The organism is Brevundimonas sp. SGAir0440 (assembly GCF_005484585.1).
Classification (GTDB): Bacteria; Pseudomonadota; Alphaproteobacteria; order Caulobacterales; family Caulobacteraceae; genus Brevundimonas.
The window spans coordinates 923,518-942,143 of sequence record NZ_CP039435.1 but is presented as its reverse complement, the minus strand read 5'-3'; the positions used below and the strand labels follow the sequence as shown (position 1 = coordinate 942,143).

The 18,626-nt window shown below is 64.5% G+C and carries 20 protein-coding genes and 2 pseudogenes; 15 read left to right on the top strand and 7 right to left on the bottom strand.

All coding sequences use genetic code 11. The features are described 5' to 3' along the window. Positions 1 to 5: 5 nt before the first annotated feature. Positions 6 to 156 (top strand): annotated as a pseudogene (locus E7T10_RS04590) (IS5/IS1182 family transposase); the annotation flags it as partial. 9 nt (positions 157 to 165) lie between these two features. Here E7T10_RS04590 and E7T10_RS04585 read toward each other — a convergent pair. The 3 genes from E7T10_RS04585 to E7T10_RS04575 all read right to left on the bottom strand — a co-directional run bounded on the left by E7T10_RS04585 (position 166) and on the right by E7T10_RS04575 (position 2,145). Continuing rightward, the gene (locus E7T10_RS04585; RefSeq protein WP_017504304.1) at positions 166 to 636 is read right to left on the bottom strand and encodes a MarR family winged helix-turn-helix transcriptional regulator; all 471 of its coding nucleotides are present in this window, start codon (positions 634 to 636) and stop codon (positions 166 to 168) included. Continuing rightward, complete coding sequence (locus E7T10_RS04580; RefSeq protein ID WP_026108292.1) at positions 633 to 1,058, bottom strand: organic hydroperoxide resistance protein; 426 nt, start codon at positions 1,056 to 1,058, stop codon at positions 633 to 635. The genes E7T10_RS04585 and E7T10_RS04580 overlap by 4 nt, the downstream gene beginning before the upstream one ends. 85 nt (positions 1,059 to 1,143) lie before the next feature. Further along, positions 1,144 to 2,145, bottom strand: coding sequence for a DUF4105 domain-containing protein (locus E7T10_RS04575; RefSeq protein WP_137720902.1), 1,002 nt, complete (start codon positions 2,143 to 2,145; stop codon positions 1,144 to 1,146). A 155-nt stretch (positions 2,146 to 2,300) separates the two neighbouring features. Here E7T10_RS04575 and E7T10_RS04570 point away from each other — a divergent pair, with 155 nt between their 5' ends. From E7T10_RS04570 to E7T10_RS15890, 10 genes and pseudogenes are all read left to right on the top strand, one after another. Then, positions 2,301 to 3,605, top strand: a complete 1,305-nt coding sequence (locus E7T10_RS04570; RefSeq protein WP_137720901.1) for an alpha/beta hydrolase — start codon at positions 2,301 to 2,303, stop codon at positions 3,603 to 3,605. 85 nt (positions 3,606 to 3,690) lie between these two features. Continuing rightward, the gene (locus E7T10_RS04565) at positions 3,691 to 4,128 is read left to right on the top strand and encodes a hypothetical protein (RefSeq protein ID WP_137720900.1); all 438 of its coding nucleotides are present in this window, start codon (positions 3,691 to 3,693) and stop codon (positions 4,126 to 4,128) included. 89 nt (positions 4,129 to 4,217) lie between these two features. Further along, positions 4,218 to 4,778: a TetR/AcrR family transcriptional regulator gene (locus E7T10_RS04560; RefSeq protein ID WP_168189887.1), complete on the top strand. Its 561-nt coding sequence runs from the start codon at positions 4,218 to 4,220 to the stop codon at positions 4,776 to 4,778. 502 nt (positions 4,779 to 5,280) lie between these two features. After that, on the top strand, positions 5,281 to 5,829 hold the full coding sequence (locus tag E7T10_RS04555; protein WP_137720898.1) for a TetR/AcrR family transcriptional regulator: 549 nt from the start codon (positions 5,281 to 5,283) through the stop codon (positions 5,827 to 5,829). Then, positions 5,826 to 7,535: an MFS transporter gene (locus tag E7T10_RS04550; RefSeq protein ID WP_137720897.1), complete on the top strand. Its 1,710-nt coding sequence runs from the start codon at positions 5,826 to 5,828 to the stop codon at positions 7,533 to 7,535. Before E7T10_RS04555 ends, E7T10_RS04550 begins: the two co-directional genes overlap by 4 nt. 155 nt (positions 7,536 to 7,690) lie before the next feature. Beyond that, positions 7,691 to 8,731 (top strand): HlyD family secretion protein, encoded by a 1,041-nt coding sequence (locus tag E7T10_RS04545; protein ID WP_246846105.1) that lies wholly within the window; start codon positions 7,691 to 7,693, stop codon positions 8,729 to 8,731. Beyond that, positions 8,731 to 10,113 (top strand): efflux transporter outer membrane subunit, encoded by a 1,383-nt coding sequence (locus E7T10_RS04540; RefSeq protein ID WP_246846104.1) that lies wholly within the window; start codon positions 8,731 to 8,733, stop codon positions 10,111 to 10,113. Before E7T10_RS04545 ends, E7T10_RS04540 begins: the two co-directional genes overlap by 1 nt. Beyond that, a complete protein-coding gene (locus E7T10_RS04535; protein ID WP_246846103.1) occupies positions 10,110 to 10,910 on the top strand; it encodes a MipA/OmpV family protein in 801 nt (266 codons plus the stop codon). Before E7T10_RS04540 ends, E7T10_RS04535 begins: the two co-directional genes overlap by 4 nt. 95 nt (positions 10,911 to 11,005) lie before the next feature. Continuing rightward, a complete protein-coding gene (locus tag E7T10_RS04530) occupies positions 11,006 to 11,560 on the top strand; it encodes an HdeD family acid-resistance protein (protein ID WP_026108291.1) in 555 nt (184 codons plus the stop codon). Between the two features lie 191 nt (positions 11,561 to 11,751). After that, a pseudogene (locus E7T10_RS15890) lies at positions 11,752 to 12,118 on the top strand (IS3 family transposase); the annotation flags it as partial. A 423-nt stretch (positions 12,119 to 12,541) separates the two neighbouring features. Here E7T10_RS15890 and E7T10_RS04525 read toward each other — a convergent pair. Further along, on the bottom strand, positions 12,542 to 13,213 hold the full coding sequence (locus E7T10_RS04525) for a DUF1345 domain-containing protein (RefSeq protein ID WP_246846102.1): 672 nt from the start codon (positions 13,211 to 13,213) through the stop codon (positions 12,542 to 12,544). Positions 13,214 to 13,342: 129 nt separating this feature from the next. Between E7T10_RS04525 and E7T10_RS15685 the strand changes: the two genes are divergently transcribed. The 4 genes from E7T10_RS15685 to E7T10_RS04510 all read left to right on the top strand — a co-directional run bounded on the left by E7T10_RS15685 (position 13,343) and on the right by E7T10_RS04510 (position 15,934). Then, a complete protein-coding gene (locus E7T10_RS15685; protein WP_017504296.1) occupies positions 13,343 to 13,486 on the top strand; it encodes a hypothetical protein in 144 nt (47 codons plus the stop codon). 162 nt (positions 13,487 to 13,648) lie between these two features. Continuing rightward, positions 13,649 to 14,338: a DNA polymerase III subunit epsilon gene (locus tag E7T10_RS04520; protein WP_246846101.1), complete on the top strand. Its 690-nt coding sequence runs from the start codon at positions 13,649 to 13,651 to the stop codon at positions 14,336 to 14,338. A 550-nt stretch (positions 14,339 to 14,888) separates the two neighbouring features. Continuing rightward, positions 14,889 to 15,233, top strand: a complete 345-nt coding sequence (locus E7T10_RS16005; RefSeq protein ID WP_371276072.1) for an acyltransferase family protein — start codon at positions 14,889 to 14,891, stop codon at positions 15,231 to 15,233. After that, positions 15,233 to 15,934: an acyltransferase gene (locus E7T10_RS04510; protein ID WP_137720892.1), complete on the top strand. Its 702-nt coding sequence runs from the start codon at positions 15,233 to 15,235 to the stop codon at positions 15,932 to 15,934. Before E7T10_RS16005 ends, E7T10_RS04510 begins: the two co-directional genes overlap by 1 nt. A gap of 308 nt (positions 15,935 to 16,242) precedes the next feature. Here E7T10_RS04510 and E7T10_RS15885 read toward each other — a convergent pair whose 3' ends face one another. The 3 genes from E7T10_RS15885 to E7T10_RS04500 all read right to left on the bottom strand — a co-directional run bounded on the left by E7T10_RS15885 (position 16,243) and on the right by E7T10_RS04500 (position 18,617). After that, on the bottom strand, positions 16,243 to 16,437 hold the full coding sequence (locus E7T10_RS15885; RefSeq protein WP_246846100.1) for an integrase: 195 nt from the start codon (positions 16,435 to 16,437) through the stop codon (positions 16,243 to 16,245). 34 nt (positions 16,438 to 16,471) lie between these two features. After that, positions 16,472 to 16,861 carry an integrase gene (locus tag E7T10_RS15880; protein WP_246846099.1) on the bottom strand — a complete coding sequence of 130 codons (390 nt, stop codon included), beginning with the start codon at positions 16,859 to 16,861 and terminating at the stop codon, positions 16,472 to 16,474. Positions 16,862 to 17,099: 238 nt separating this feature from the next. Next, positions 17,100 to 18,617, bottom strand: coding sequence for an aldehyde dehydrogenase family protein (locus E7T10_RS04500; RefSeq protein WP_137720891.1), 1,518 nt, complete (start codon positions 18,615 to 18,617; stop codon positions 17,100 to 17,102). Between the last annotated feature and the right edge of the window lie 9 nt (positions 18,618 to 18,626).

Sequence of the window (18,626 nt, the reverse complement as noted above, 5' to 3'; positions counted from 1 at the left end):
TCCGGTATGACAGGCGTCGCTACAAGCGAAAACCGCATCGAGATCATCTTCGGTCGCCTAAAAGACTGGCGGCGCATCGGCACTTGCTATGATCGATGCCCGAAGGTCTCCCTGCCCGCCATAGCCCTCGCCGCAACCTTGCTCTTCTGGCTTTGAGCTCTGAGCCTAAGCCAAGGCGCCATCTAACTGTTTTATCAGCCTTTGCGCCTGCTCGCGCAGGTCATTGATTTGGGCCGGTTTCAAGCCCGCTTTCTTTGCAAGCTCCGCTGGAATGCTTCTGGCGCGATCATGCAGGGCGCAGCCACGCGACGTGAGAGTAAGGAGGACGCGGCGCTTGTCGTCGGCGTCACGCCGTCTTTTGATGCAACCGGCCCGCTCCATGCGCTTCAAAAGCGGGCTCAAGGTCCCAATATCGAGGTGAAGGCAGGCGCCCAGCTCTCCTACGGAAATCGGCGCCTGCGCCGATAATACGAGCACCACCAGATATTGCGCGTATGTCAGGCCAAGCGGCTCCAAAAGCGGCTTGTAGAGCCGTTGCAGCAGGTTCGTCGCCGCATAAAGCGGAAAACACACCTGCTGGTCGAGCCGGAGCGGGTCTTCCCCTCCTCGCCCGGCCGCATCGGCGCCGGAGTTCACCGGGTCTTCACCGAAAGCGCGACCTCGATATTGCCCCGGGTCGCGTTCGAATAGGGGCAGACCTTGTGCGCCTCCTCGACGATCGCTTCGGCCATCTCCTGATCGACGCCAGCGATGGTGACATCGAGCGCCACGGTAAGGGCGAACGCCCCACCGGCATTGGGCTCCATGCCCACGGTCGCGGTGACCTCGACGGCGTCGTCTCCGATTTTCCTTTCCCGATTGCGGGTGATGTGGATCACGGCGTTGCCGAAGCAGGCGGCGTAACCTGCGGCGAACAGCTGTTCCGGATTGGTCGCGTCTCCCTTGCCGCCAAGGCTTCGGGGCAGGGCGAGCGGAAGGGCGAGCAATCCGTCCTCGCTGCGAACAGAGCCGGCGCGGCCGCCGACCGCGTGTACCGTGGTCGTATAAAGAGCGCTCATCATTCCCTCCAACAGAAATATATGGCTAGCCATATATCTGCGCAGCCATGGATATCAAGCTTGCACCGAGAAACGCCGCTGCGGATCACTTTGCTGCAAGCTGCGCTCGGAGATAGGCGCTCCAGGACGCATCGTCAGGAAACTCCGACGGGGGTCGAACATCGGTTGGCAGGCTGCTGACCCGCGCCAGCGCATCGGCGGGGATGGTGTCGTCGACGAGACCCAGCTGCTGGAACAGCGGCAGGGCATAGCCGGGAATCCAGCGCCTCAAATCATACCATGGCACCGAGGCGAAACGTTCGGGCGCCAGGTTGATGAAGGAGGTCATGCAGCTCTCGGTCAGGGTCGAATAGAACTTGGGGCGCTCGTGAACCTGGGTCGTGAACCGCAGGATGCGCTCGAAATAAACGCGGACGACCTCAGGGCTCTGGCGGATCGGATAGATCTGGATCTCGTCCGGCGGCGTCCTGGCCAACCGCTCCCAGAACAGGTCGCGCTCGGTGGCCAGTTCCGGATAGATGGGGTCGCGCCGGAAGAAGCCCGCTAGGGGGTCGAACTCGGCGCCGCTCGCCTGGCGCGCCTCCATGGAGACGACGACGTGGCGGCCGTCGGCGAACCGGAACGACAGCATCACATGCTCCATCGCCTTCAGGTCGCCGAACGGCTGGAGGATCAGATCCATCCCCTCAAGGGTCGACAGATCGAAGGTCTGCGTCGTCCAGCGCGGGGTCGAGGCGACGCCAGGGTCGTGCAAGGCGTCGCGGAAATTGTGGATGGTCGCCCGGTCGCCGTCGATCACCGCCCAGGCTTCCTCGGCGTGCAGGTCACGCCAGTTCTGCGCGACCGGCGCCTTGGTCCAGTAGGCGCCCAACAGGACCGCCAGCAGGACCGCTCCCATTCCCCGCCGCGCGCGCCTCAACCGTCCTGGCGCGAACCACAGCCCCAGGACTGCGACCGGAAACAGCAGGGCGCCCACATCCCGCAGCCATGCCGGCCAAGGAATCCAGTAGCGGATCGCCAGGCCGCAGAAGACCGCCAGGACGACAATGAGAAGGCTCGCCGCGACGCGCGCTGCTCGATTCAACACTTGTTGCCCCGGGTCATCCTTGCATCGCTAGACACCCATAATCCGACTGGATCGGGGCAAATCCAAATGATACGTCGAGTTTCAATACTCGGTAGCGACATCCAGGCGTGTGATCAATGGTTCCCTTTCGAACGGTCGGGGCGATCTTAGGCTCCTTGCCCCTCCGCCGCGCCCTGGCGCTGGGCCCGCTGCTGTTTCTCGGCTTGGGGGTGCAGGCCTGCGCGACCGCACCCTCCGGCGTGCTGCTGCCGATCGCCACGCCCCCGCCGGGCGCCCAGGAGGTCAGCATGCTGGTCTATTCCACGCGCGCCCCAACCGAGGCGCCGGGCGTGGTCTATTCAGGCAAGAGGGGGGAACACCTGACGGCCATGGTGGTCGACGTCTCGATCCCTCCTGCCCACCAGATCGGCGCCGTCGAATGGCCGCGTCGGCGCGAGGCCGATCCCGCGCGGGAGTTCGCCACCCTCTCCATCGATCCGGTCGTCGACGACGCCTCGGCCGAGGCGTGGATGAACGCGCAGCTGAAGGAAGGCCGCCTGCTGATTTTCGTGCACGGCTTCAATGTGCCGTTCGACCGGGCCGTCTATTCCCTCGCCCAGCTGACGAATGATTCCGGCATCCAGGCCGCGCCGGTACTGTTCACATGGCCCTCGCTGGGCCGGATCTATGCCTATGTCTACGATAGGGAAAGCGCCAACTATTCACGCGACGCCCTGGAACAGTTGCTCCGGCTGGCCGCGCGCAATCCGAATGTGACCGAGGTCACCGTCATGGCTCATTCGATGGGCAGCTGGATCGCGGTCGAGGCGCTGCGCCAGTACGCGATCCGCGAGGGACGGGTCGACCCAAAGATCGAGAATGTGATCCTCGCCGCGCCGGACCTGGACGTGGACGTCTTCGCCCAGCAGGTCGCGGTTCTGGGCCCTGACCGGCCCCATTTCACCTTCCTGGTCTCGCGCGACGACCAGGCCCTGCGGGTTTCGCGCCTGCTTGCCGGAGGCGTGCAACGCGTCGGCGCCCTCGACCCGTCCGAGGAGCCTATCCGCAGCCAGCTGGAGCGGACCGGCGGCGTCACCGTCATCAATCTGGCCGATGTCCGCGGCCGTGACCGGCTGAACCATTCAGTCTTCTCAGAGAGCCCCGAGGTGGTCCGGCTGCTGGGCAGCAGCCTGGTGTCCGGCCCGGGCTTGTCGGGAAGCTCCGACCTGCCGCTAGGCGCCTTGGTTCTGGACGTCGCCGAGGCGATCACTTCCGACATCTCCCAAAAGGCTCCGGTGACGCGTCAGCCCCAGGCCGCCCCCGCCGAGGCGGTCGCGCCCTCGGACACGCGCACGATCGCAGATGACGCTCCGGACGTCACACCGCCGGGGCCGCCCGTCGAAGTGGACGAAGCGGACGCCCTCAGTTCTCCCCGACCGGTGATTGATCCACATCAAGGTGCATCCGTGGAGCGGGATTAAAAGATAAAATCCATATCAATCAGCCAGTCCCAGGCAGCCCCAACACACGGACCGCTTCGATGAACACGAACCAGCTGGCCGGCCAGTGGAGATCGTTTCGGGTCGCATCCAGCGCCTGTGGGCCGAAAGCCTCGATGACCAGACCGGCGCAGTCAAGGGCAACCTCAGGGAGATCGCGGGCTTGATCCAGAGGGGGTTCGGCCTCGCGACGGAGCAGGCCGAGAAAGCCGTGAACCGCTGGCAAAAGGAGCATCAACCGATCGCGACCCTCCACGCCCAGGGTGACCGTTTCAACGCCCTGATGGCCGATCACTGGGCGACCGCGAAGGCCCACATCGATGACGCCAGGGTGGACCTGGCCGACCGGCGCGAGGCGGTCGAGGCGGATATCGACCTGCTGATCTCGCGCCTGCAGACCCGGTTCGACCTGACCCGCGACGACGCCGCTGCGCAGGTCAACACCTGGCTCGGCGAAACCCGCGGCTGGCTCGACCATCAGGTCAAGGCGCGCCGGGGCGATTGAAAACGAAACCGGAGATGTCGGCCGTCGAGTCGCCCGCCTCTCCTGCTGGCGGGCTTGACAGCGGCGGACCGCGCCCATCCAAAAGCCACATGGCCAGACGCCGGGCGGATGCCCAACAGAACCGCACCCAACTCCTGGACGCCGCCGAAGCCGCCTTCGTCGAGATGGGCTTGAACGCGCCGCTTGACCTGATCGCCCAGCGAGCGGGGGTAACGCGCATCACCCTGTTTCGCAATTTCGCCGATCGTCAGGCCCTGATCATGGCGTTGCTCCAACGCGGACTCGGTGAGATCGAAGCGGAAGCCACGCGCGTGGCCGATCGGGATGACGGCTTTCTCATCCTGCTCCGCTTCGTCGCCGAACGCATCACCTTGCGCTCACCCCTGATTGACTATTGGCAGCAGGCGGACCGGCGTCTCCCGGAAATCCAGGCGGCCCTGGAACGCCTGACGGCGACCTTCTACGGCCTCATCGAGCGGGCGTCGGCGGCCGGTGCTTGCCGAAGAGACCTCCAACCGGCGGACGTCCTGCTGCTTCTGACCTTGGTGAGCGGCGCCCTCTATGGCCGGAACGAAGCGGAGCGCAGGGACCTGGCGGATCGGGCCTGGATGCTGGTCAACCAAATCATCACGCCCCACGAGGCTGTCTGAGATCCAAGCTGCGGCCCTCAATGCTTCATTTGCGCAATGAGCGGAGCGTCAATGCCAAGCCCTGCGCCGATTTCAACCGCTTCATCTAACTGCGGCAATCCTGCGGAATGAGTTTACTGGTTCAGGCTCATGGCCCGACCTGCCGGACATAAGCGCCGACATGGCGCTTCAAAGAAGCTCGACCGGCGGTCCTCGACGCCGAACAGCTCGTCGGTAGCGCCCGTCACCAGGACACGCCTTGAATAAACCCGTTGCAACAGCACTCTATTGGACGTTCTGACAGCCATCCCGAATGCGGTGAGGTCGACCCGAAACCGGCGATCAGACCGTTCGAACTTACGCCGATCCGGGATTCCTGACGGTTTGGGTTCGAAAGGCGCGCAAGCCTAATTAAAGCGCGGCGGAACCGGCTGATGCTGTGATCTCCGCCTCTCAACTCACTCGAAGCATTACAATCGGCCGCCGCTTTACAAAGCGGACATTTTAGTCCACTTCGCGTTCCATGACGAAGATCGAACGCAAAGATGTCGTGCGGCATCGCTCAGCGCTGATAAGCGCGGCGCGAACGGTTTTCGCTGAACAAGGCGTAAATGCGTCTCTCGACGCCGTCGTCGACGCGGCGGGCGTGGGGCGAGGCACGCTTTACCGACATTTTCCGGATCGTGCCGCCTTGTTGGCGGCTGTCGTTGAATCTGAAGTCGACACGCTCATTGCGGCGATGAGGCCATCCCCTTTGGAAGGGAAGATCAAGGTCTTCCTGGAAGAAGCGGCGGCGGCGTCGGAACGGGATGCGGCGTTGGCCGAGGCATGGCGCATGTTGCCCCCTGACGAGCCCGCTATGGTTGCGTTGCGAAATCGGCTCAAGACTACGCTGAAGGAACCGCTTGAGGCCGCGATACGGGCGGGCCGGATACGTCACGATCTTACGCCGGAATTGGTGTTGATCGCGGCGCGAATGATCGGAGTCGGCATGCGAAGCGCGCCCGATGCATCGACCCGAAAGAAGGTCGTAAGTCTCATGTTCGACGGCCTTCTGAGGGGTTCGGAATGAGCCGCGTTCCCCTGTTCGCCCCGCGCGAAAAACTCGGTCAGACGATCGGCGACGTTCCTGACTGGAAACCGCACGAGCGGCCAATGATACCGGGCTCGCCGTCAACACCGGACATGCCGGGCTCCGAGAGGCTGAAATACGGCCTCGTGGCCTTGCTTCTGGGTTTGACGGGATCCTTGGGCACCGCTCTGGTGTCCGTGAACCTCAATCAGATCCAGGGCGAACTCGGTCTGACTCCTGTCCAGGGCGCCTGGCTCAGCAGCATCTACATCATGACGAACGTCGCGATGAATCTGCTTCTGGTGAAGTATCGTCAGCAATTCGGCATCTCTCGATTCGTCATGGTCTTTCTGACCATCTACGCCGGAGCGGCCGTGGCGGAGCTCTTCGTCACCGGCTATCCGATCGCCCTTTTGGTGCGGGCGGTCTCCGGCGTCACGGGCGCGGCCATGGGGGCGCTGACCGTCTTTTATATGCTCCAGGCTCTCCCGCCGAAATACAAGCTGCAGGCCCTGGTCCTGGGGATCGGAGCCTCCCAGCTAGGCATGCCGCTCGCCCGCATCCTCTCGCCGATGCTGATTGATCTCGGGGGTTGGCATGGAGTGAGCGCCCTAGAAGCCGGTCTCGCCGTGGCCAGTCTGGCTGCCGTGCTGATCGTGCGCATTCCCCCTGGAATCCGGATCCACACCTTCGAGTGGAAGGACATTGTCAGCTTTTTGCTTTTTGCCTCAGGCTTTGCGCTGGTGGTGGCCGTTCTCGGCCTCGGCCGACTTGAATGGTGGTTCGACCGTCCCTGGCTCGGCTGGGCCCTGGCTGCGGGCGTGGCCCTGATCCTGATCGGTTGGACCTTCGAGCACTATCGGGAAAATCCCTTGGTCGATACGCGCTGGTTTCTGACCGGCGGATACTTTCGCTTCGCCATCGCCATTCTTTTCGTCCGCATGTTGTTGTCCGAGCAGCCGGTGGGATCGACCGGCCTTCTCCAGGCGCTGGGCATGGCGCCCGAACAGGTCCAGCATCTTTACGTCATCGTCGCCTTCGCCACGGTAGCGGGGGTGTTGGCGGGCGCGGTCATGCTCATGATTTCGCCCAAGCTGGTGATCGTCCAGTCTTTGGGAACTCTGATCCTGATCGCGATCGGCGCCTGGATGGACGCGCATTCCACCGTGCAGACCGCGCCGGCCAATCTCTATGTCAGCCAAGCGCTGATCGGCTTCGCGGCCGCCATGTTCATGGGAGCCGCCGTGATGTTGGGCATCGGGCAGCTCGTGCAGCGGGGCTTCGGATCGGTCATCACTTTTTCCGTCACCTTCGGCGTGACGCAGGTGATCGGGGGCGTGCTCGGGGGCGCCATCCTTGGCACCTTTCAGATTTGGCGGGCCCAGCACCACGCCGCCTATCTGTCCGAAGCACTCGTCGGATCGAATCCGCAAGTCGCCAGCCTGCTGCAGACCTATAGCGGCGCTTTTCGTTCCAGTATCGCCGACCCTGCCGGGCAAAGCCTTCAAGGCCTTTCAACAGTGGCCCAGCAGGTCACCCAGCAGGCCAACGTGCTCGCCTTCAACGACGTGTTCTGGTTGATCTTCTGGGTCGCGATAACTCAGCTCGTCCTGACCGTGATCTTTACGGTCCGAACGATGTTGAAAATGCGCAATGCGCCCAAATCCGCCGATACGCCAAGCGCCGCCGGCGCAGCCGCCATCTGACCCCCCTTTCGCCTGAGACGTACCGCGCCATGACAGACATGAGCCCTTCGGGTCCCCATCATCCTCACACCGCGCCTCAGCCCGAGGATGTCGGCCAAACCAAACCTGCGCCTGGGGCGGCATCTCCAGGGCCGGCGCCGAAAGCCCGACCCAAAATGACGCCTCGGGCGGCGATCCTCGCGGGACTTCTCGGCGTTCTGGCCGTCTTGCTGATCCTATACGCCTGGAAGCTGCCGCCCTTCGGAGGCGCGGTGGAGCGGACCGACAACGCCTATGTCCGGGGGCAGGTCACGGTGATCTCCCCACAGGTCAGCGGCTATATCACAGAGGTCATGGTCAAGGACTTCCAGACGATGCAGGCAGGTCAGCCCCTGTTCCGCATCGACGACCGCATCTATCGCCAGCGGCTGGATCAGGCCGAGGCGACCCTGGCGGCGCGCGAGGCGGACCTGGCCAACTCCGCGCAAGCGGGCGCCTCGCGACGGGCTACCCTCGGCGCCCGCGAGGCCGAGATCGCCTCGGCTCGCGCCCAGTTGGCCCGCGCCCAGGCCGACATGAACCGGGTCGCGGACCTGGCGGCGGACGGGTCCGTTTCCCTGCGCGAGCGCGACCAAGCCGAGGCCGCCCTGAGGTCCGCCGAGGCCGCCGTCCGTCAGGCCGAGGCGGGCAGAGAAGTGGCCCGCCAGGACGAACGCTCCGTCGGCGTCTCGCGCCAGGGATTGGTCGCCGCCGTGGAAGGCGCCCGCGCCGCCGTGCGCCTGGCCGAGATCGACCTGGCCAACACGGTCATCACCGCCCCCGAAGCTGGACAACTCGGCCAGGTGGGCGCGCGTCGCGGGCAGTATGTGACGGCGGGATCGCAACTGGTGTCGCTGGTGCCGCCTCAGCTCTGGGTTATCGCCAACTTCAAGGAGCGCCAGGCTGGCCGCATGATCGAGGGGCAGGCGGCGACAGTGACCGTCGACGCCCTGGGCGACCGGCGCTTCACCGGGCGGATCCAGAAAATTTCGCCGGCGACGGGCTCGGAGTTCGCCGTCCTGCCCGCGCAGAACGCCACCGGGAATTTCACCAAGATCGCCCAAAGGCTCCCTGTGCGGATCGTGCTCGACACCGGACAGGACGGTCTTGCACGCCTGCGGCCCGGCATGTCGGTGGTGGCGCGCGTCGACACCTCGACCGCGGGGAGCGACCGCTGATGCGCCCCCTCCTGCTGATGGGCGCGACCGCAATGGCGCTTTCGGCATGCGCCACCGTCGCGCCGTCCCCGCCGCCGCCCGAGGCCGCCGTCGGCGCGCCGGGGGATTGGCGCGCGGCGACGCCGACCGGGGCCGTCGCCGAGACCGGATGGTGGGCCGCGTTCGGCGATCCCGGCCTCACCGCCGCGGTGGAGGCGGCCCTGGCGCGCAACACCGACCTGGCTGTCGCCGAGGCGCGGGTCAGAGAGGCCGAGGCGCTGTCGACCCAGGCGCGCGCGGCGCTTCTGCCCTCACTGACCGGCTCGGTCGCGGTCCAGGACGCGCGCGAACTGAACGCCTTCGGCCAGCCCTCGGAGGCGGCCGTGGCCCAGCCCCAGCTTCAGGTCGCCTATGAGGTCGATCTGTGGGGCAGGCTGCGCAACGCCGACGCTGCGGCCCGGGCCTCGCTCCAGGCCAGCCGTTTCGGTCGCGATGCGGCCGCCCTCTCGGTCGCGGCCGCTACGGCCCGAGCATATGTGACCCTCACCTCGCTGGACGCCCAGCTGGAGGTGGCGCGCAGCACCCTGGCCTCGCGCGAAGAGGCCCTGCGGTTGGCCACGCGCCGCGTCGAGGCGGGCCAGATCTCGCGTCTAGAGCTGACCCAGGCCCAGGCGGAGTATGAAGCGACGGCACAGCGGGTTCCCGCGCTGGAACTGGCGATCCGTCGCCAGGAGAACGGCCTCAGACTGTTGACCGGCGACCTGCCCGGCGCGGTCGAGCGAGGCCGATTCGACACCCTGGCCCTGCCGCAACCCGGGCCGGGCCTGCCCTCCAGCCTTCTGGTCCGGCGTCCCGACATCGCCCAGGCCGAGGCGCAGCTGGTCGCCGCCGACGCCAGCCTGGCCGCGTCGCGCGCGGCGCTTCTGCCCCAGGTGCGGCTGACCGGCTCCATTGGGGAATTGTTCGTCGAACACCTCGATCCGGTGACAGTGTGGAGCCTGGGCGGCAGTCTCTTGGCTCCGCTGTTCGACGGGGGACGGCTGTCGGCCCAGGCCGAGGCGTCCGAGGCGCGCCGCGATCAGGCCGCCTTCGCCTATCAACGCGCAGTGCTGGGAGCTTTCTCCGAGGTCGAGAACGCCCTGGAGGGCACGACGCGTCTGGAGACTCAGGCCCGCCAGGCCGAAGCCCAGCGCGCGGCCCAGGACGAAGCCCTGTTCCACGCTCGCAACCGCTACCGCGCGGGCTACGCCGCCTACCTGGAAGAGCTTGACGCCCAACGCGGCCTGTTCAGCGCAGAACTGGCTATCGTCCAGTTGCGCGAAAGCCAGCTTCTGAATGCTGTCGCCCTCTATCAAGCCTTGGGCGGCGGATGGAATTCACCGGTCGACCAGGAGCGACCATGATGCCGCGTCCCGGTTCCCGGCGTCTCAACGCCTGTAATGTGCTGGCCGGCGCCCTCGGCGTCGCATTGGGCGTCGTTCTGGGGATGGCGGTCGCCGGGGCGGCCTCGGCCCAGACCCAGCCGTTCGAACCCGTGCTGAGCACGCCGGAATGGAGCGTCAACATCGGCGCCGGGGCAGTTCATGGCTTCAGCCCGACCGGGGGAGAGGCGAACCGCGTCAACGCCACGCCCTGGGCCGATTTCAACTGGCGCAACCGGGTCTACGGCAATCCGCTCGACGGGCTCGGCTACAATGTCGTGGCCGACGACGGGCTGAGGGCGGGCGCGCAGCTTCGGCCGCATTATTCCGGTCAGTCGGCCATCGAGGGGCTGGACCTGCCCGACCTCGGCGCCGACATGGCGGTCTATGCCTTCGTCGGGATTCCGGGGAACATCTCGGTCGGCGGACGTGTCATGCGTGACATCAGCAGTCAGACCGAGGGGACGACCTACTACGCCTCGGCCTCGCACCAGCGCCTGACGCGCATCGGCCTATTGCAGAGCACCCTCTATGAACGCGGCGGCGACGCCCGCAGCAACGACGCCTATTTCGGCGTCGATGCCGACGCGGCGAGTGTGACCGGTCTTACGCCCTATGCGCCGGGAAGCGGCGTCCGGAACGTCGGCGTCGCCTTCCTGATGCTGACGCCGATCGGCGACCACTGGGCCGTGGCGACTTTCGCCAACGCCGAGCGGGCCATGGGCGACGTCGCCGACAGCCCCCTGATCCAGGCTCGAGACGAACAGGGGGGATTCTGATCGTGCGCCGTTTCGGCGGCTGGTAGTTTTCCGGTCGGGCGATGACGCCCGGCCTCCACGCGGCGAATGACGCCGCAAATGACGGGGCTGAACTCATGGATACGCATTTCAATCCGCTTGGAGACTTTCTGAGCCGGGCCTGGTGGTTGCTTCTGCTGCGCGGCTTAGCGGCCATCGTCTTTGGCGTCCTGACCTTCGCTTGGCCCCAGGTGACGTTGCTGACGCTAGTGATCCTCTACGGAATTTACGCCATTCTGGACGGCGCGTTCGCCTTGCTCGGGGCCATCCGCGGGGGCGGCCTTGCGCCGCGCTGGTGGCTGGCCGTCGTGGGGCTCGTGGGACTGGCGGCGGGCGCGGTCGCCCTGGCCTTGCCCGGCGTGACCGCCGTCGCCCTTGTGGTCATCATCGGCGCGGCGGCCATCGCCCGCGGTATCTTCGAGATCGTCGGCGCCATCCAGTTGCGCAAGACGATCCGCAATGAGTGGCTGCTGATCCTCTCCGGCGCGATCTCTGTGCTGTTCGGTTTGGCCGTCATCGTCGTTCCCGGCGCGGGCGCCTTGGCCCTGGTCTGGCTGATCGGCGCCTGGGCCATCGTTTCGGGCCTCCTGATCGTCACCCTGTCGCTGAAGCTGCGGAAAATAGGGCGCTGAACGAGTCGTTCGGAAAACGGAGCCCCCGATCGCAGCCGCTCTGAAGGCCGCGGTCGAGGGGCTGCTTGCCGAACGCATCACGGCGCGGGCCGGGAATAACTGCCCCGAGGCGGACCGTATCCAAGATCGTGGTCTGCGCTCTTTGAAGTGATCCTATGTTGGTCTGCGGACCGGAATGGATGGAACCAAGGATGGCCGGGAAGCTCCACAAGCCCGGAGATCATAGCCAAGCTGCGCCAGGTTGAGGTGCTGACCGGGCAAGGCAAGTCGATCTCGGAGGGGTGAAGACGATCGCAGTGACTGAGACGACGTACTTCCACTGGCGGCGGCGTTCGGCGGGATGAAGACGGATCAGGTCAAACGGCGAAGGCGCTTTAGCTGGAGAACGCCCGGCTGCGTCGGGGGGGTGTCGGACCTGACGCTGGACAAGCTGATCCTGTGGGAGGCGGCCCCGGAAAACTTCTGAGCCCTGCCCGTCGCCGGACCTGCATCGACAAGGTGCGGGCCGAGTTGAACGTGTCAGAGCGGCGCGCCTGCGCGGTGCTCCACCACCATAGGCATATCGTGACTTTGGACAAGTGATCGTCGGCCGCCGACGATAGCTACGATGTTTATTTAGATTTGGCTCGAGTCGTTCCACGCTCTGCCTGAAATGACATGCGTTTCCCTGTATTTGGAACCGCATTTCTGGCGCGGGATCGTGAAAACCTTCTAAGAAGCATTAGCTTAAAGGCTCAGGTGTTCAGAGAGGATTTGGCTAAGTTTGAGCTATTCCCTGTTTAAGCGGCTCGATCAGGGAGTTAGCCGGCACATTTTGGAAGTGCCGGTCACGGAGAGAATGACCTCCGCTCCTTGGCACACCACCATCAGCCTCCCTCTTCCATCGATATTTCGAGGAAGAGGGAGACTGGCCATCCTTTCAGATCAGCTCTTTTGGCCACGCCCACGCGACGACCGCGTTTGTCGTGCGACGCTCACACCTTAGAGCAGCGTGGCGGCCAGATTGACCGTCAGCGCCAGGATAACGGCATTGAAGAACCAGGCGATCAGGCTGTGAAACGTCGCCAGGCCGCGCAGCTTGCGGCTGGCGATCTGCACATCGGCCGTCTGGTTCGCCACGCCGATTATCAGGGCGAAGTGTAGAAAGTCCCAGTAGTCCGCGTCCTCCTCGCCCGGAAAGATCAGCCCGCCCTGATCGCCCTTGCCGTCGTCGCGCGGGGCGTAGAAGCCGTGGGCGTAATGCAGGGCGAAGATGATGTGCACATACAGCCACGACAGGCCGACGGTGCACACTGAGAACACCGCCTGCCCGATCGTCGGCTTGCCGTCGCTGGCCACCATGGCGAGGACTAGGACCACGACGCTGGCCACGGCCGCCGCCATGCTGAGCGGCAGGACCAGAACGCCCGCCTGATCCAGTTCAGCCGCGCGGCGTCGCATCGCCTCTTGCGAACGCGCCCTGAAGATCCGCGCAAAGGTCGCAATGAGGAAGGTCGCCACGCCCGCGTCCCAGCCGGCCGCCAGTCGCATCGGCCAGCCGAGGCCGGCCGGCGCCAGCGCCGCGACGGTCGCCAGCACCAGCAGCCCGAGCCACAGCGACAAATGCAGACGGAACAGGCGCGCGACAGATCCCATGCCCGCGAGATTGCGCATTCCTGGTCGCACGTCCAGCGACCGCCCGGCCTGCGGAGATCCCACGACAAAATGGATTTCGTCTCATTGAGGGACATGTCTATCGGCGACGTCATAGAAGTGTCGGTTATCGTTTCGGGGGAAACGCAAATGCTGGTGTCGATCGTGATCGGCGAGGCTCTTTATCTGGCGCATCGCTGTCGGCGGGCGTTGATCGCCTCGCCCGTGGTGCTGGTCGGCCTCTGGGCCGTGATGACCGTCATGCCGCACGGGTCGATCCGTCTGCCGAACTGACGAAAAGCTGTCGTCGGTCTTTTCAGGCGCCGGACCAAATCCGGCGCCCCAGGCGTTGTCAGGCGTAAACGCCACGCCGAGGACGCCCTGACCGACTTCACCCCATCACCCCAACGCATCCGCGTCATCGACCTGGAGACCGCCGGATCCGGCCCTCAGGACGTGTGCGAGATCGGCTGGCAGGACGTTGTGCGCGACGTGGCCGGGCCGTGGCGTCTGGATGCGACGCGCGGCGCCCGTTTCGTAAATCCCGGCCGGCCGATTTCGCCCGACACCATGGCGATCCACCACATTCTGGACGAGTGGGTTCAGGACGCCGGCTATTGGAAGGCTGTCGCGCCGCCCATCCTTCGCCCGGAGACGGGCGTGATCGCCCTGGCGGCTCACCGGGCCGGCTTCGAGCAGCGGTATTGCACCCCTGCCCTGTCAGGCGGCGCAAAGTGGATTTGCACCTGGAAATGCGCCCTGCGGCTGTGGCCCCACCTGCCGCGCTTCTCCAACCAGATGCTGCGCTATCTGCGCCGGCCCGAGGGTTTGGTGCATGAGCTCGGCCTGCCGGCGCATCGCGCCCTGCCCGACGCCTATGTCACCGCGCATCATCTGCGCGACATGCTGAACCAGACGACCGTCGACCAGCTTCTGGCCTGGAGCCGCGAACCGGGACTGCTGCCCCGCGTGCCCGCCGGCCCCGAGCGTGGCAAGGTGTGGAGCGCGGTGGATGCCGACCGGCTTCAGATCCTGGCGTCGGGACGCGACATCGACATCGCCTTCACCGCCGCGACCGAGCTTCGCCGCCGCGGCCTGATGACCGACACGGCCGTCCGGACGTCGGATCAGGGACGCCTGCTCTAGCAAGCGAGCGCCGCCAGGGATGTTAGCGACTAATCTGAAAACCAAACAGAACAGGCGGCACTTTGTGGGGGGCCGAGGCCGTCCTTGGTTTCTACGAGCAGATTGAACGGGTGGAGATGTACTACCGACCTCCGCATCCATTCTGACACGGGCGTCTGCAGCGGCCACGTCCGTAAGCGTTGTCATTGCTTGGGTCGCCGTTGGCGAGCCGATCGGCCATTACAAATCATAGGTGGCGTTGCGCCAAAAGGGTGTCGTGGCTGCGAAGCGCCGGTCGCGTCCCCCAGTCCGCAGAGCCGCGACCAGGGCCAAATACCTGATGTTCTTCACCCAACACCCCCGCTGATAACCATCGGCACGAGTTGCAAATGACCGCAAAATGTCGGTCTATGCTTTAGAAAGGAGCGCCCATTCGTCTTGCGCGGTCGGGATACCAGCTTGAGACACGCTGCGAGAGTTGATGCAAAATCCTGCAAAGGTCACCGCTCCCACGGGGGGCGAAATGGACGCTCTAACGTCTATGAGGGGGATCGCAGCGCTGGGCGTCGTGATGTTCCACATCGACGTCTGCCTGTTCTATCGCGAGATGGGCAACCTCCTTCCCAAGACGTCGAGCGGTCTCATCGCCAACGGCTATCTGTGGGTCGATTTCTTCTTCATCCTCAGCGGATTCGTAATCCATCACGCCTATGCTGAGCGCCTAGGAGCGGGGATCCGCTGGCGGGCTACGGCAAGCTACTACCGCTCTCGCTTCCTGCGCATCTATCCACTGCATCTCGCGCTAACCCTGCTGCTAATCGTAGCTGTGATCGCAGCCGGTTCGGCGTGGCCCGGCTTGCGGGATGGAAGCTGGGACGCCTTCTTCAAGCCTTCGCGCTGCCGACCAACCTTCTGATGCTGCATGCGATGACGCCGGGCGCCGGCCTGACCTCTAACATCGTGTCCTGGTCGATCGCGGCAGAATGGTGGGTTTACGCCGTAGCCCCCTTGCTGATCCCAATCCTGAGGCCCCGCCGTCCTGTCGCTGGAGTGCTTTGCATGGTCGCCGGAGCCTTCGTCCTGATCGGTCTCTATGTCGCCGTCGGCCGCCACACCCTTGACATCACCTTCGACTTTGGCGTGATCCGATGCTTCGGCGGCTTCCTGATTGGCTTGGGTCTGTATCGTCTCCAGCGGTCCGCCCTCCCGCTTTCGCCAGCCGTCACCGACGGCCTCGCGTTGTCGGCTCTGGCCGGCATCGTCGTGTTGATGCACCTCGACGCTAACGACCTGCTAATCGTACCGCTGTTCGCCTTGCTGGTACTCACGGGCGCGAGCGGGCAAGGACGGCTGAACCACGCGCTGGCCTCGGCGGTCCCACATTGCCTCGGCCGCATCTCCTATTCGATATACCTCGTCCACGGACTTGTATTCATGCTGTTTTGGTTCGGGGCGCCTGCCCTGGGACTCAGCTTTCAGACCCCTCTGGCTGCCGGGGCGTTCGCGCTTGCGTTTCTCGCCGTCACCCTCGTCGGAGCTGCCCTAGCCTACCGCTTTGTCGAAGTCCCCGCTCAAGGCCTGGGGCATCGATCGATCCATCGGGGGCCGACGTATTAGCTGTCCGTTTCTACAACGAGACCCGCCGCGACACCCCCCTTCCCGTGCAGAGCTACCGACAGGGAAATAAAATTGCTGGACGCGCGCCAAGAGAGGTCATGCGAACGAAGCCAGAAAGACGACATTCCGTGCGTAAATCAGAGGTACTCTTCGGGGCGGTACCGACTTCGCAAACCGACCCATCGGCGTCATGCGGAAGGTCTGCTAAAGTGAAGCATGAACTTGTCTCGGATTCATAGCCAACGTCCGATTTCATCCCTCTAAGACATAGGGGCAGTCCGCTTAACGGCGGGCCGCCCCAAGCCTGCTCAGAGGTCGATCTGCTCTGAAATCTCCGGCGCGTCGTCGACTTCGATGCCGAAATACCTAACGGTGCTCTCGAGCTTTCCATGCCCGAGAAGGAGCTGGCAGGCGCGTAGGTTTCCAGTCTTCTTATAGATCAAGGCCACCTTGGTCCGTCTAAGGCTATGGGTGCCATAGGCGCTGGGATTCAGGTCGATCATTCTCACCCAGGTTTCGACCAGTCGGGCGTACTGCCTAGTGCCTATCTGCTCCATCCCGGCTGCGGCTAGGGAACAGCCAGTCGTCACGCCGTCGTCCTCGGCGCTCCAACCAGTGAGCTTCCCTCGCGGCCTCCGTGATCTCGAATGGCACGGGCCGACCGGTCTTCTGCTGGATGATCGGCGACCGCTGCCGAATGGCGCCGCCTTGAGCAATATCGCCGAGACGAAGTTTTACTAGATCACAGCCCCGCAGCTTAACGTCCAATGCGGTGTTGAACATTGCAAGATCCCGTTTCGATCCAACGGACTTCAAGTGCTGACGGATCGCCCAGATGTGCTTTGGCTTGAGTGGGGCCTTCGCACCGGTCATTCGACCAGCGTTCCAGAGTTTGCGAGGTAAACGAAACAGATCGGGCTGGCTCATGGCCACCTCCCACGATCAACACCCCCTCATCAAGATACGCTCCAAACAACCTAGATGCGCCATGAGCGGTCATTGCCCCAAAGCTCAAAAGCTGACGCTCAGCGGCTCGAAAACCGTCCCGTGTCCGGGCTACTCGCGGCGGCTCCACCGTGAAGAGTTTCAGGCCTGCCCAGCTGAGCGGCTAATGATAGGACCCTACGCAGGATGGCCAATCCTCGATCGGCCATCCGCGCCCGGATTAGAAGAAGCCCAACTTGTCGGGGCTGTAGCTGACAAGCAGGTTCTTGGTCTGCTGATAATGGTCCAACATCATGCGGTGGTTTTCGCGCCCGATGCCCGACTTCTTGTAGCCGCCGAAGGCCGCGTGGGCCGGATATTGATGATAGCAGTTGGTCCAGACCCGTCCGGCCTGGATGGCGCGGCCGGCGCGATAGGCGGTGTTCATGTCGCGTGACCACACCCCGGCGCCCAGGCCGTATTCGGTGTCATTTGCGATTGCCATGGCCTCTTCGAAGGTTTTGAAGGTCGTCACCGCCAGGACCGGACCAAAGATTTCCTCTTGGAAGATCCGCATGTCGTTGGTGCCTTTGTACACGGTCGGCTTGACGTAGTAGCCGCCGGCCAGATCGTCCTTGAGCGAGGACTGATCTCCGCCGGTCAGGACCTCGGCGCCCTCCTCTTTGCCGAGCTTCAGGTAGCCAAGAATTTTGTCGAGCTGTTGGGTCGAGGACTGCGCCCCCACCATGGTCGCCGGATCCAGAGGGTCGCCTTGGACGATGGACTCCACCCGGGCGATCGCCTTTTCGATGAAGGCCTCATAGATGTCCTCATGGATCAGGGCGCGGCTGGGGCAGGTGCAGACCTCACCCTGATTGAGCGCGAACATGGCGAAGCCCTCCAGCGCCTTGTCCAGATAGGCGTCGTCGTGATCCATCACGTCATTGAAAAAGATGTTCGGCGACTTGCCGCCAAGCTCCAGCGTCACCGGGATCAGGTTCTGGGTCGCATACTGCATGATCTTCTGGCCGACGGCGGTCGAGCCGGTGAAGGCGATCTTGGCGATGCGCGGATTGGTGGCCAACGGCTCGCCCACCTCGGGCCCCGTGCCCGAAACGATGTTCAGCACGCCGGCCGGCAGCAAATCCTGGATCAGTTCGATCACCACGAGGATGGACGCCGGGGTCTGCTCCGCCGGCTTCAGCACGATGCAGTTGCCCGCCGCCAAGGCCGGAGCGATCTTCCAGGCCGCCATCAGGATCGGGAAGTTCCAGGGGATGATCTGCCCCACCACGCCAAGCGGCTCATGGAAGTGATAGGCGACCATATCGTGGTCGAGTTCCGAAATTCCGCCTTCCTGCGCCCGGATGCAGCCGGCGAAATAGCGGAAATGGTCGATCGCAAGGGGAATATCGGCGGCCGTCGTCTCGCGCACTGGCTTGCCGTTGTCCCAGGTCTCCGCCTCTGCGACGACTTGCAGATTGGCTTCGATCCGGTCAGCGATCTTGTTCAGGATGACGGCGCGTTCGGCGACGCTGGTTCGCCCCCACGCGTCCTTGGCGTCGTGGGCGGCGTCCAGGGCCAGTTCGACGTCGGCCGCGTCCGATCGTGCGACCTCGCACAATACGCGGCCATTCACCGGTGAGGTGTTCTCGAAGTATCGGCCGTTGACGGGCGGGACCCACTGTCCGCCGATGAAGTTCTCGTAGCGCGCCTTAAACTTGGGGGTCGCGGCGCGAATGAATTCGGGCTTGGTCATGAAGGCCTC